The organism is Pelotomaculum schinkii (assembly GCF_004369205.1).
Lineage (GTDB): Bacteria > Bacillota > Desulfotomaculia > Desulfotomaculales > Pelotomaculaceae > Pelotomaculum_C > Pelotomaculum_C schinkii.
In genome coordinates, this window is sequence record NZ_QFGA01000001.1 from 1,123,506 (window position 1) to 1,135,831 (window position 12,326).

The window sequence follows — 12,326 nt, forward strand, 5'->3', positions numbered from 1 at the left end:
AGAGGCATGGATGTCTAAAAATAATGAAAAAATTATTTGTCATAGCAGCGGCAGCTGTCCTGCTGCTGACAGCCTTCTTGTACCCTCAGCGGGGAGGAGACAACGGGAAGGTTAAAATAGGTGCGCCTGACGACACAGGCGGCATGATCATACACTACCTGGTGCACGAAAAGGGCTACGGGGATGCTGAGGTGCAGCATGATTTTGAACTGTACCCGGTGAAGGATTGCTGCTCCAGCACCTCCCAGTGGGCCTTAAGCAGCAATCAGTATGACCTTGCCGTCATGTGCCCTGACGCGGCTGAAAGCCTCCTGGAAAAAGACGGCCGGTTTGAAATCGTCAGCCCTTGTCTGATGAATTCGGACATCGTGGTGGTTAAACCCGGGCTTACTCCACAAAAAATCGGGATTGCCCAGAACCGCACGCACCAGACACAAATTGTGGCTGATATTTTCGGCCAGGGGTGCGCCACAGCGCTTATGCTGCCGGCAGCCATTCCCTACGCCTATGAGAAAAACGCGGTTGACGGCGTGGTCGTGGATGCGCTGAGGGGATTTACCATGACCGGAGATAAACTGCCTGCGACTGCCGTGGAAGCAGACCACATCACCTACGTACTGGTTGTTAACAATAGCTTTAAAGATGACCCGCGTTATCAGGAATTTCTTGACTTGTTTCAGCAGTCGGTTGAAGAACTAAATAACCCGGATATCCTGATGGAGGAGATCGGGAGATACAAAAATATCGACTTTTCACGCGAGGAGGTGAACCAATGGAACCGGTTGGGGATAAAGCACGTATTTACAATTCCAGAAATGCGCGGTTAATACGCGAAAAAGTCATGGGCTCATTTGGCCAAAAACAGATATTGTACCGCTTGATTACTATTGCGGCGGTTTTCGGTATCTGGCAGTTGGCCGCCAACCACTACCACAGTGAATTTATGATGCCATCTCCTTTGAAAACGATGATTACCTTCACCTCTGTCGTAAATGACGCAGACGTCATCAAAAATCTCCTGCTTACTTTAAGGAGGGTTCTGACAGGATTTGCTTATGCTCTGATGATCGGGATCCCGCTGGGCTTTCTGATGGGCTACTCAAAAACGGCCATGCAGTTGTTTGACCCTTTGATCGATTCACTCAGGCAGATCCCGATCATGGCCTGGGTGCCGCTGACCATCGTCTGGTTTGGCCTCGGCGACGGTCCCACCGTATTTTTAATTGCTTTTACCGGAACCTTCCCCATCGTAATGAATACTATTGCCGGCGTGCAAAACATCTCCAAGGATTATTACAATGCTGCCCGCAGCATGGGCGCCAAGCCCTGGAGCATATTCGCCCACATTATCGTTCCCGCTTCCATGCCCGATATCCTGATTGGGGGCAGAGTCGCCATCGGGCTGGGCTGGATGTCGGTCATATGAGCGGAATTCATAGCGACGAGTGCCGGTTTCGGCTACTCCATGGTGGAAGCGCAGACAAGAATGCAGACCGACAAACTGGTGGCCCTTATGATCCTGGCCGCCCTTATCGGCTACTCTATTGACCGGATTCTTCAATTATTTAACAGGTCTCTAACAAAATGGAGGTTTGTTCAGTAATGGAATTAATAATTGAAAATGTCTCCAAGGTTTTTACTAATGACAATAAGGTTCATACAGTTCTCAGGGACTTGAGTTTTTCTGTGCAGGAAGGCCAGTTTGTGACCCTCCTGGGCCCTTCCGGCTGCGGAAAAACTACCCTGCTGACAATAATGGCCGGGTTCCAAGCGGCCTCCGGCGGGCGGATCCTGCTAAACGGCAGCCAGGTAACGAAACCTGGTCCGGACAGGGGGTTTGTTTTCCAGAACTACGCGCTCTTTCCCTGGATGACGGTAAGGGACAATATCCTCTATCCGATGAAACAGCAAAAAGTGCCCGCCAAGGAACAGGAACAGCGCTTACAGCGATTACTGGCAATAGCTCAGCTGGAAGGCAAGGAAAAGCTTTACCCGCACCAGCTTTCAGGGGGCATGAAACAAAGGACTGCTTTCATCCGGGCGCTGGCTGGCAGTCCGGAAGTGCTCTTGATGGACGAACCACTGGGTGCGGTTGATTTTCAAATGCGGCAAAACCTTCAAGAAGAGCTGGAGTCTTTGTGGCTAACGGCTAAAACGACCGTCATCATGGTGACGCATGATGTCGATGAAGCCATCTATCTGAGTGATAGAGTGATCGTGATGTCTGCTCTTGAAGGAAAAGTATTGGAAGACTTGTCCGTCAAACTGCCCCGCCCGCGGAACCGGAAGGACAGGGAATATATCAAGACCAAAGAACACCTTATGGATCTCCTCAAGATTGCTATCAACAAGCGGCCGGAGTCAACGGAAACCCAAAGAAAGCTATGCCTCGCGTAAGTAAGAAACTATTGTCTTGATGCCTTTGAAGCTCTAATCGTTGCAAAGATGCTTTTCCAATCGAATAATACTTTTAAAAAAACAAGGAGGTTTTATCAATGAAAGTAGCGTATATTTTTTCTTCAACCACCTCGCAGAAGATCCTGGACAACATGATTATCCCTCAGTTGGAAGGGGATACGCACGGAGCTGAGGTGGCCGGCATGTTTTTCTTCATGGACAACACCTATTTTCTTTTAGACGGTTCCGAATTGGGCGAAAGGCTGCGTCAAATACAGGAAAAGAACGGCATGCTCCTAATGGCTTGCGACAAGTGCGCCATTGAACGCGGTATTGAAAACAAACTGATCTCCGGCGCTAAAATAGGTTGTTTCCCTCAGCTTTACGCGGCCCTGGGAGGCGCGGGCATTGACCAGGTCATAACCCTATAATATCAACCGGAGGGGCAATTTTTGCACCACGGCTTAAACCGACAATGAAGCTCTTGACCCAATAGCCGGATTTCCACTACAGATCTCTGCTGACCAGGGTTAGCAAAAAAAGCAATTAAAAAGCTTATAAGCGATTCCTAAAGCAGGAACCGCTTTTTTTCCTTCATGTTTTTTACTAAAACTACCGGCGTCCTCTCCAAGTTTAACCTTTGCAAAGTCAACGATTGACAGGATTCTTCATAAATGTATAAAAAGCTACTTATTTTTCAAATATTCAAAACACATCCCGGGAAAACCATGAACCTGTAAATATGCAGGTTATATTTATATAGTATTATCCTAAATAATTACATGAATTCACATATAAATTAAAGTTAAAGCTTCCTTTTATTAATATGCGCCACTATAATGAAAATTGATTCCTACTACAAATTATATTATTATATAATGTAGGTAGTAATATTTAAAGGATCACAACTAAGAAGGATTAAGAAAATGTGTAAACTAAGCAATCCCCGTGAGCTTTCCGGGGACACGGCAGAACTGCAAACTCTCCGCACGGTCTGCGGGATCTGTGGCAGTTGCTGTGGGATGACCCTGACTTTACAAAATGGTTCGGTTATTGCTGTCGATGGCGACCCGGCTGATCCCTATAGTCAAGGACACCTATGCTTTAAGGGCAGAGCAATCATTGACTTATTGAACGCTCCGGACAGACTAAGATATCCTCTCAGTAAAACAAGGAACGGGAAATGGCAAAAATTGTCCTGGGAAGAGGCCTTTGATCTCCTCTCAGAAAGGTTAAAGACCATTAAAAACAGGTATGGCCCGCAAGCCCTGGCTGTCCATGTCGGCCAGGCCGGCGCGGGTAAAGAATTTACACATTATGTGGAGAGGTTTTGCAATATATATGGCACCCCCAATTTCTCCACACTCGGCAGCCATTCTAAACGATTAGCCCATATTTTGACCTACGGAACTATACCTGTCTCAGATTATAGAAACAGCAACTGCATCCTGCTCTGGGGTTATAATCCCACCAGGGCCTGTCCTCCCCTGTCTAAGCAAATCAGCGAAGTACACCGGAGAGGCGCTTATTTAATCGTAGTGGATCCCATCACTACCCCGCTGGCTAAAACTGCTGACTTTCACCTGCAATTAAGACCGGGGACCGACGGAGCTCTTGCGCTGGGTATGCTTCATGTGGTGATCCGTGAAAAGCTGTATAACAAAGATTTTGTCAAACGTTGGACCACCGGTTTTGACCAGCTCTGTGATTTGATCAAGGAATATCCCCCGGAAAGAGTCTCAGAAATAACGTGGGTTTCAGTGGCAAAAATCACGCTTGCAGCAAGGCTTTATGCCGGGTCGGCGCCTTCCTGCGTTACTACCGGCATAGCCACGGAACTACAGGCCAACGGGTTTCAGACCAACCGTGCCATAGCCATTCTCCAGGCCATTACCGGAAACCTGGACATTTCAGGGGGAGCTATTTTTCCGCCAGTTGCTAAACTATCCCCGCTCTCCGCTGACAATCAGTCCCTGGATAAAAAGCCGGCTGTGGGAGAATATACTTACCCCCTGTTTAAGAAGTATACCAACCAGGCGCAGGCCAACCTGTATACCAGATCTATTCTTGAAGGTAAACCCTATCCTATCAAAGGTATGGTCGTGACAGGAAGCGATCCTGTACTGACCTGGCCTAACACAGACGAGGTCAGGAAAGCATTGGGCAACCTCGAATTTCTGGCTGTGATGGACCATTTCATGACCGAAACGGCTCAACTGGGCGACTTGGTCCTCCCGGCAGCCACATTTTTATCCCGCAATGAGATCTGGCGGATTTTCATATCCAATGACGGCCCAAGACTGGGTCTTGCCCCAAAAGTACTGTCTGAAGAAGGATTGCTCACGGACTGGCAATTCTGGAATACTTTGGCCAAAAAAATGGGCTACAGCAGGGATTTTCCATGGCTTACGGAAGAGCAGGCGCTCAATTACAGACTGAAGCCAACAGGCCTGACCCTGGAAGAACTAAAAGATAAGCCTGAAGGTGTTAAGTATGCTGAGTGGGCTGAAAAAAGCTACGAACGGAAGGGATTTGACACCCCTTCCGGAAAAGTCGAGATATATTCGAAGGTTCTTCAAGATCACGGTTACGAACCTCTTCCCAACTACAGAGAACCCATTGAAAGCCCCTTATCTTTAACATGTCTTGCAGAAATCTACCCGCTGGTTTTGACCACCGGGGCAAGGAATGACGCATACCACTGCTTTCGTTGCCAAAACCTGCCGGTTTCTCACATGCAAAACCAGGAACCCATGGTTGAGGTTCACCGGGAGAAGGCCAAAGAGCTGTACCTGCAGGATGGAGAAACTGTTGTAGTTGCGTCGCCACGCGGGAGGATAGAGTTGAAAGTAAAATATACCGATAAAATTGACCCGAGAGTGATTAGCATTCCGCATGTCTGGGAAAAAGCAAATGCCAATGAATTGACGGACAATATCATTCTTGACCCCGTAACCGGATTGCCTCCGGACAGATCAATGCTTGCCAGGATCATCAAAAAGGAATAGCTAAGCGGAGCCTCTTTTTCTTTCCAAAAGTTCACCAGCCGGTACGTTGCCATGTCCTTGCCGAAAATAAGTCAGCCAGGATGTCCGCATTCCCGTATTAATAACGAATCAAATATTTTGGCAAAAAGAAAAATTTATTACTACTACAATGGATATTATTATATAATGTAATAATAAATGCGCAACAGGATTTCACATGAAGGATTGAAAAATGGGTAGATTGGTAAATCCTTGGTTTTTCAGCGATAAGACACCGAATGGTCTGCGGTATTTTTATAGCGGTTGACCATGGAGCAGCTAAAAAGTAAACCTGATCGTGTTAGGCACACTAAAGTCTAAAAAAACTGATATAGTATTTTAAAGCTCAACCTCCTCTCCATTAACCCATTTCCGTTAAACCGTTAAATTACGGGCGGATTGGGTTTCTTTTTTTAACTGACTTTAAGATAGGTTAGGGCGGCGACCAGAAGAAGCAGGATCGCCACTCCCACATAAAAATTATGCCGGTCCCTTTTAGCCTGCCTCCGCTCTCTAAGCAGTTCCTTCTTCTCAGGCGAGACGTATTTGACACTTTTCAGCTTTCTGCCTTCTCGCGGGCGGAACTCATATATTTTTGCCTGTTTCCTTTTATCCGCCATTTCACACCTGCGCCATCTTCAAGGACAGCAAATCCTTTTTCCAAGCCGTACGTTTCATTCCTGTCATCCTTTCAAAATCTCCACAAAAGCCTCAACATCATTAACAGGGGACTGGCAGGCGTAATTTTGACAGACATATGCCGTGGCCCTATCATCTGCGAGCCGCTGTTCCCGCACGAAAGGAGCCAGTTCTTCTATTTCTTTACCAGCCCCATCTTCCGGGTGAAAAACGATCACAGTCCGCGGGTTGTATTGGGTATGGACGGCGCTCAGCATCGCTTTTGTATCGGCTGAATCCTGCCTCCCGGCAATAACCACTTCCCGCGTTGGGCCCAGGTAAAAATCCACCCCCTGGAGAAATGAAGTATAACCCGGCGGGTGTTTCTCAACTTCTCCGGCGAAAGTACTAATTTGTTTCCCGGCTATTTCCGCCAGCTCTTCATCACCTGTCAGCCGCGCCAGGCGAAGCAGGTTCAACAACATGACCGAGTTTCCTGACGGGATTGCCCCGTCGTAAAGTTCCTTGGAACGGGCAATGAGTTGCTCGGCATCTTCACCGTAGAAAAAGAATCCACCGCTTTCACCATCCCAAAAAAGTTTGAGAGTATCCCGGGTCAATTCAACTCCCTTCCTTAAATAGCCTGCTTCGAAGGTCGTTTCATAAAGTTCCATCAACCCCCAAATCAGAAAGGCATAGTCGTCCAGGTAAGCGGGAAAGGCCGGCTCACCGTCACGATACCTGGCTAAAAGCCTGCCGTCGCTCCTTCTCAACTCCCTGTAAATGAAATCAACAGCACGGACCGCCGCGCGCGTATAAAGGGGCTCCCCGAGCGCGGCGCCGCCCCTGGCCAGCGCGGCAATCATCAGCCCGTTCCATGAAGTCAGTATTTTGTCGTCCTTATATGGGTGTACCCTTCTCTCCCTGGCCTCAAACAACTTGCTGCGAAGATTTTCGACGTAGGATGTGAACTCCCCTTTCTCCATTTTTAATTCTACCGCAAATTTTTCAGGAGTTTCCAGGATAAGGTTGGGAATACTGCGGCCCTCAAAATTCCCACCCAGGGTAATGTTATAAAGCCGGCAGAAAGCTTTCCCGTCCTGGTCACCCAGCACTGCCGTGATTTCCTCAGGGTTCCAGACGTAGAACTTACCTTCTTCCCCTTCGGAATCGGCGTCCTCGGCAGAATAAAACCCGCCTTCCGGTGAGGTCATATCCCTGAGGACGTAAGTAAATATCTGTTTGGCCAGCCCGGCGTAAAGCTCCTTGCCTGTCACCTGGTAGGTCTCAGTATAAGCTATGGCCAGCAGCGCATTATCGTAGAGCATCTTTTCAAAATGCGGGACCAGCCACTTTTCGTCTGTCGCATAACGTGAGAAACCATAACCGATATGGTCGTAGATCCCCCCCCGGTACATGGACTCCAGCGTCTTTTCAACCATGGAAAGGGCCTGTTTCTCCCCGCTCCTCTTCCAGTAGCGCAGAAGGAAGGTGAGGGTATGCGGCGTGGGAAACTTCGGCGCCCGGCCAAAGCCGCCGTACTGCCGGTCAAATATACCCCGCAGTATCTTAAAAGCCCTGTCCAGGACATCCGCGCCGACCTCGCCTTCCGGGACAGCGTCAAAGCGTGGCTGAATCGCGCCAACCACCTCTTCCCCGGCTTTGATCACCCTATCCCGCTGCTGCTCCCAGCTTTCAGCTACCCGGGTCAGAATATCCACCAGCCCCGGCATCCCCCGGCCTGCCTTTTTGGGGAAATAGGTCCCCGCAAAAAAAGGCTTCTTCTCAGGGGTCATCAATACCGTCAGCGGCCACCCTCCATGCCCGGTCATGGCCTGGCAGACCGTCATATAGATATGGTCAATATCCGGCCGCTCCTCCCGGTCCACTTTTATTGCAACATACTCCTTGTTAAGGATCTCAGCGACCTCTTCGTCCTCAAAGGACTCTCTTTCCATTACATGGCACCAGTGACAGGTAGAATAGCCGATACTGAGAAATATCAATTTATCTTCTGTTCTCGCTTTTTCAAAGGCCTCCTCACCCCACGGATACCAGTCCACCGGATTGTAGGCGTGCTGCAACAGATACGGCGACTTCTCCTGTGCCAATCTATTGGGCTTGTTATTCGTCGTCATCGGGCGTCACCTCCTTGTTAACTTAAATTATCCATAATTCCTTTATAAATTATTTTCAATTATTATCCATCATATTCTTTATACTATGTGTTAAATATTGTATAATGAACTGATGTAAATGAACATTGGTTTTATATTGCGTAATTTATTCTGCAAAAAATTGGGAGGAACGCAAATAAATGAAACATACTATCAGAGAATGTACGTTAGATGATATTCATATACTTCGTGAATTTTCTTACAAAACATATAATGAAACCTTTAGACATATGAATACGCCATCTAACATGAAAGCCTATCTGGAAAAGGCTTTTGATATTAATAAACTACGTGATGAACTGTTAAACAGCAGTTCATTATTTTATTTTCTATATGCCGATGAAGAATTGGCAGGTTACTTTAAATTGAATGAATACGCAGCACAGACTGATATCAATGACCCACAATCCATAGAAATTGAAAGAATATATGTGACAAAATAATTTCAAGGTAGAGGCTTCGGAAGCATTTTATTGTATAAGGCAATTGACATGGCAAGTATACGAAAAAAATCATACATATGGCTTGGCGTCTGGGAAAAAAACGATAAAGCTATTTTGTTTTATAAGAAGAATGGATTTTATGTAATCGGCCAACATTCCTTTTTTATGGGAGAAGAAGAACAAACAGATTTTATTATGCGTAAAGATTTTAAAATTTAACTACTTATGTCTCGCAACATTCATTTGAAACGTAATCATTTTGGGTAATTTACAATCTCATTACTAATTCTTCGTTGAAGTAATATTTTACGTACTGCCGTAAGTCATCTTCAGGGGCATGCTGGATACTTCGGAGTATAGATTAATTATTTTATGATAAGTAAGCCATACAGCCAGACAGTCATAGCATGTTAAAGAAAAACAACTCTCTTCGTTGGTAAAGCTTGAAATACAATGACATAACCTCTGTGGTGGTTGAATAGCAGCTTTATTTTAGTTTTATTAATATTCGTTAATTTGCTAGAATAAATATTGACTATAGTGGGGTACTCCCGCTCTGGTATTTAATAATAAAGGAGAGTGGTCCCATCATTATGGGTGACGACACGTCATTCAGTCTATTTTTGGCGCTGAAAATCTTACTGGCACTATTTCTGGTCTTTTTGAACGGCCTCTTTGTGGCAGCAGAATTTTCATTTGTTAAGGTAAGGCCCACCCGGTTGGCCCAACTGGTGGCGGAAGGGAACCCGCGTGCCAAAAGTGCCAGGATTTGTGTCGAAAACATTGATGCTTATCTTTCAGTTTGTCAACTGGGTATTACCCTGTCCAGCCTGGGCTTGGGCTGGCTGGGCGAACCGGTGGCAGCAAAACTTTTGGAACCCCTGCTGCATGCCATAGGGGTGACAGCGCCGACGGCAGTGCATTCCATCTCCTTTATAGTTGCCTTTATACTGGTCACTTTTTTACATGTGGTATTTGGTGAATTGGTGCCCAAGTCGCTGGCAATTCAGCGAGCAGAAAATATCACCCTGTGGTTGGCCGGTCTCATGCGGATGTTTTTTTATCCCTTTTACCCTGGGATTGTTGTATTTAACGGTACAGCCAACCGAATTTTGCGGCTGCTGGGGATTCAACCGGCCAGTGAGCACGAGGAAAGCCACAGTGAAGAGGAACTACAGATGCTAGTATCCGAAAGTTATAAAGGCGGGCATTTAGACAAGAATGAATGGCGTTTGCTCCAGAATGTATTTGAGTTTGAAAAACGGGTAGCCAGGGAGGTTATGTTACCTCGTCCAGAAGTTGTTTTTCTGGACAAGAGAAAGCCCCTGGAGGAAAACCTGGAAATTGCCCGTAAGACAGAGCACACCCGCTTCCCACTGATAGACGGGGACAGTGACCATGTGGTGGGGCTGGTACACATTAAGGACCTGTTTAAACTGCCAGCCGGGTCCACTATTGACCAGGTGGAACGCAATATCATGATGGTGCCCGAGGGTCTTCCTCTGGATCGCATGCTCAGGGAATTTCAACAAAATCACCAGCATATGGCGCTGGTTGTAGATGAGTACGGCGGTACCAGCGGTATTATTACAATGGAGAATGTACTAGAAGAACTGGTTGGAGAAATTCAAGACGAGTTTGACCAGGAATCTCCCCAGGTGACAACGGAAAAGGAAGGCACATTTATTGTGGACGGCCGGATGCTTCTGGAGGAGGCATCAGAAATGTTCTGCTTAAAGGTGGATGAAGAGGAAGAATACGATACCCTGGGGGGCTTTGTTTTTGGAAAACTGGGCAAGCGTCCCCGGGTAGGTGATGTGGTGGAACTGCCGGAGCACCATTTGGAGATAGCCGAAATGCGGGGCCTACGCATTCACCTCATTCGTTTAAATATATTAAACAAAAACCTGTGTGAGGACAAACTTACCGCATCATAAAAACTCCGGGCTTTAGCCCGGAGTTTTTATGATTAGGATTCCCGCAAAAAACACCGGCCTGTTTTCCTCTTTGGCTTTGTTAAACGCCTCTTCCCCCCAAGGATACCAGTCCACCTGTATCCAACCTAATAAATCTCCATAAAAAAATTAGCCGATTAGTTAAACAGTGTCAACTTTTTGGATTACAAACTATATCATGGTATATCAAACCCTTCTGCAGATATTGCCATACACTGGAGGGAACTTTAGTGATCTTCCATGAAGTTAATTGGCTTCGCGCAGGCGCCGGCAAGCTTTGCCCGCAAGTGAAAAAGGCTGCTTTGGAGTGGTATCGCCCGCTTAAAAGGGTACCCTGCTTTTTGCAAAAACCATTCAAATACCTAAAACAGCTTTGGCGTAAAATACCGGTTATTGTTCAGGTAGCGGAAAGCAGATCGGAGTCGTGCTCTTTTACGGATCTGGCAAATTCCGCGAACTGCACTGTTCAACGGACCCTATCGCTAATAAATGCATTTTCCACCAGAGTAAGCTCAAGGCAACTGGAATTATTGGCGCAAAACAAACTTGTTAAGAAAATTTGGTATGACCGTGAGGTTAGGACTGTGCTTGACGTGGCTTCTCCAGCGGTCCAGTCCGCGCCATTGTGGGAACACGATATTACAGGCAAGGGAATTGTAGTAGCGGTGTTGGACACGGGAATTTATGAGCATCCCGATTTATCCGGGCGAATTGTGGGGTTTAAAGATTTTATTAAACAAAAAAAGAAACCTTACGATGACAACGGGCATGGCACTCATGTCGCCGGAGATATAGGCTCCAACGGGAGTCAATCCTCTTTTCTATACCGGGGGCCTGCTTCCGAAGCCAGCCTGGTAGGGATAAAGGTCCTGGATAAGATGGGTTCGGGTCTACTATCCACCGTTATTGAAGGTATCCAGTGGTGTATCGACAACAAAGAAAACTTGGGCATCAGGATACTCAACATATCACTGGGAAGCACGGCTACAGAGTCTTATACCGACGACCCGGTCTGCCAGGCTGTAGACAAGGCTTGGTCAAACGGGATCGTGGTTTGTGTTGCGGCGGGAAACGAAGGACCACAGTCAACAACCATCAGTTCACCCGGCATTTCTCCCCATGTGATTACAGTTGGCGCAGTGGATGACAAAAATACAGTAGCTCTGAATGATGACCAGGTGGCTGAGTTTTCCAGCAGGGGACCTACCATTGACGGACTGATAAAACCTGATTTGTTAGCTCCCGGGGTTAATATTATTTCCTTACGTTCACCCTGCTCAAAAATTGATAAACAGAGTAAAGAATCCAGGATTGCCACCCGGTATTTAGCGCTTTCCGGAACATCAATGGCAACACCGGTATGCTCCGGGGTGGTTGCCCAAATGCTGCAGTCTGACGGCTCACTAACCCCGGACCAGGTTAAAAAACGACTTATAGAAACTTCAAAAACACTTGCCGGTCTTGATCCTAATATTCAGGGGGCGGGGGTTATAGACGCCATAAGGGCAACCGGTATAATGGCTGAAGTTTGATGCGTATCAAATATCCAGTTGGCCGATACCAAAGATGTAGGTGCGACTTCATTTTTCGTTTTATTGGAGCCGGGAAACTACAGGGCTGTTGACTTTTCCAGATGAGACGGGTAGAATTTTTTTGAGGACAAAATTTCATTTTACAAAGGAGAACTTTGATGCGCTTCTAATCCTGCTG

General features: G+C 46.8%; 11 protein-coding genes and 1 pseudogene. 9 read left to right on the plus strand and 3 right to left on the minus strand.

Annotated elements, in window-relative coordinates; all coding sequences use genetic code 11:
* The first annotated feature begins 23 nt into the window (after positions 1–23).
* The 5 genes from saoB (at position 24) to Psch_RS05400 (ending at position 5,405) form a co-directional block, all read left to right on the plus strand.
* On the plus strand, positions 24–827 hold the full coding sequence (gene saoB, locus Psch_RS05375; protein ID WP_190239399.1) for an ABC transporter substrate-binding (seleno)protein SaoB: 804 nt from the start codon (positions 24–26) through the stop codon (positions 825–827).
* Positions 773–1,603, plus strand: coding sequence for an ABC transporter permease subunit SaoP (gene saoP, locus Psch_RS05380; protein ID WP_243123953.1), 831 nt, complete (start codon positions 773–775; stop codon positions 1,601–1,603). The genes saoB and saoP overlap by 55 nt, the downstream gene beginning before the upstream one ends.
* Positions 1,603–2,397, plus strand: coding sequence for an ABC transporter ATP-binding protein SaoA (saoA, locus tag Psch_RS05390; RefSeq protein ID WP_190239402.1), 795 nt, complete (start codon positions 1,603–1,605; stop codon positions 2,395–2,397). Before saoP ends, saoA begins: the two co-directional genes overlap by 1 nt.
* A gap of 98 nt (positions 2,398–2,495) precedes the next feature.
* Entirely contained in the window at positions 2,496–2,828 is a 333-nt protein-coding gene (saoD, locus tag Psch_RS05395) for a DsrE-related protein SaoD (protein ID WP_190239403.1), read from the plus strand.
* 495 nt (positions 2,829–3,323) lie between these two features.
* Complete coding sequence (locus tag Psch_RS05400; protein ID WP_190239404.1) at positions 3,324–5,405, plus strand: molybdopterin-containing oxidoreductase family protein; 2,082 nt, start codon at positions 3,324–3,326, stop codon at positions 5,403–5,405.
* A gap of 431 nt (positions 5,406–5,836) precedes the next feature.
* On the opposite strand, the gene Psch_RS05405 is transcribed toward Psch_RS05400, so the two are convergent.
* Together Psch_RS05405 and Psch_RS05410 are read right to left on the minus strand one after the other, a co-directional pair.
* On the minus strand, positions 5,837–6,043 hold the full coding sequence (locus Psch_RS05405; protein WP_134219412.1) for a hypothetical protein: 207 nt from the start codon (positions 6,041–6,043) through the stop codon (positions 5,837–5,839).
* Between the two features lie 63 nt (positions 6,044–6,106).
* A complete protein-coding gene (locus Psch_RS05410) occupies positions 6,107–8,179 on the minus strand; it encodes a thioredoxin domain-containing protein (protein ID WP_190239405.1) in 2,073 nt (690 codons plus the stop codon).
* Between the two features lie 179 nt (positions 8,180–8,358).
* On the opposite strand from Psch_RS05410, the gene Psch_RS21065 reads away from it, so the two are divergent.
* From Psch_RS21065 to Psch_RS05420, 3 genes and pseudogenes are all read left to right on the plus strand, one after another.
* Positions 8,359–8,661: a hypothetical protein gene (locus Psch_RS21065; RefSeq protein ID WP_243123954.1), complete on the plus strand. Its 303-nt coding sequence runs from the start codon at positions 8,359–8,361 to the stop codon at positions 8,659–8,661.
* A 12-nt stretch (positions 8,662–8,673) separates the two neighbouring features.
* Positions 8,674–8,880: pseudogene (locus Psch_RS21070) on the plus strand (GNAT family N-acetyltransferase); the annotation flags it as partial.
* A 374-nt stretch (positions 8,881–9,254) separates the two neighbouring features.
* Positions 9,255–10,598 carry a hemolysin family protein gene (locus Psch_RS05420; protein WP_190239406.1) on the plus strand — a complete coding sequence of 448 codons (1,344 nt, stop codon included), beginning with the start codon at positions 9,255–9,257 and terminating at the stop codon, positions 10,596–10,598.
* A gap of 12 nt (positions 10,599–10,610) precedes the next feature.
* On the opposite strand, the gene Psch_RS21610 is transcribed toward Psch_RS05420, so the two are convergent.
* Positions 10,611–10,712 (minus strand): DUF255 domain-containing protein, encoded by a 102-nt coding sequence (locus tag Psch_RS21610; protein WP_190239407.1) that lies wholly within the window; start codon positions 10,710–10,712, stop codon positions 10,611–10,613.
* Positions 10,713–10,846: 134 nt separating this feature from the next.
* Here Psch_RS21610 and Psch_RS05430 point away from each other — a divergent pair, with 134 nt between their 5' ends.
* Positions 10,847–12,148 carry a S8 family peptidase gene (locus Psch_RS05430; protein ID WP_190239408.1) on the plus strand — a complete coding sequence of 434 codons (1,302 nt, stop codon included), beginning with the start codon at positions 10,847–10,849 and terminating at the stop codon, positions 12,146–12,148.
* Positions 12,149–12,326 lie beyond the last annotated feature (178 nt).